Below are 800 nucleotides of genomic sequence, written 5' to 3'. Positions count from 1 at the left end.
GATCCCGAACCGCGGGGGCATTCGTTCGAGTTCCGGATCAACGGCGAAGACGCCGGCCGTGGGTTCCTGCCCGCACCGGGCCCGGTCACCACGTTCATTGCCCCGTCGGGTCCGGGGGTGCGCGTCGATTCCGGTGTCGAATCCGGCAGTGTGATCGGCGGCCAGTTCGATTCGATGCTCGCCAAGCTCATCGTCACCGGAGCCACCCGCGAGGAAGCCCTCGCGCGGTCGCGTCGGGCGTTGGCCGAGTTCACCGTCGAGGGGTTGGCGACGGTGATCCCGTTCCATGCTGCGGTGGTCTCCGATCCGGCGTTCATCGGCGACGGGGAGTCGTTCTCGGTGCACACCCGGTGGATCGAAACCGAATGGGACAACCAGGTTGCCCCGTTCACCGCCGGAGCGCCCATCGACGACGAGGAGGTGCTGCCGCGGCAGTCCGTCGTCGTCGAGGTCGGTGGCCGACGCGTCGAGGTCTCCCTGCCCGGGGAACTGTCCCTCGGCGGCGGCAACGGCGGCGGTGCCAACGCGGGTGCGGTGCGGCGTAAGCCGAAACCGCGTACCCGTGGTGGTGCCGGAGCCGGCGCGGCATCCGGTGACGCGGTGACCGCACCGATGCAGGGCACCGTGGTCAAAGTCGCTGTCGACGAAGGCCACACCGTCGAGGCCGGGGACCTCATCGCCGTCCTGGAAGCGATGAAAATGGAAAACCCCGTCAACGCCCACAAAGCAGGCACCATCACCGGCCTGACCGTCACCGCAGGCGACGCCATCACCCAAGGCACCGTCCTCGCAGAGATCAA

Annotated in this window: 1 protein-coding gene; it reads left to right on the top strand. The window is 68.5% G+C overall.

Annotated features, from left to right (window positions below; translation table 11 throughout):
• Nucleotides 1–800 (top strand): biotin/lipoyl-containing protein (locus CH306_RS28685; RefSeq protein WP_143546924.1); only part of this gene is annotated, 800 nt, incomplete at both ends.

It is taken from the genome of Rhodococcus sp. 15-725-2-2b, from assembly GCF_002259075.1.
Taxonomy (GTDB): Bacteria; Actinomycetota; Actinomycetes; order Mycobacteriales; family Mycobacteriaceae; genus Rhodococcoides.
This window is presented reverse-complemented; position numbering and strand designations above follow the sequence as displayed.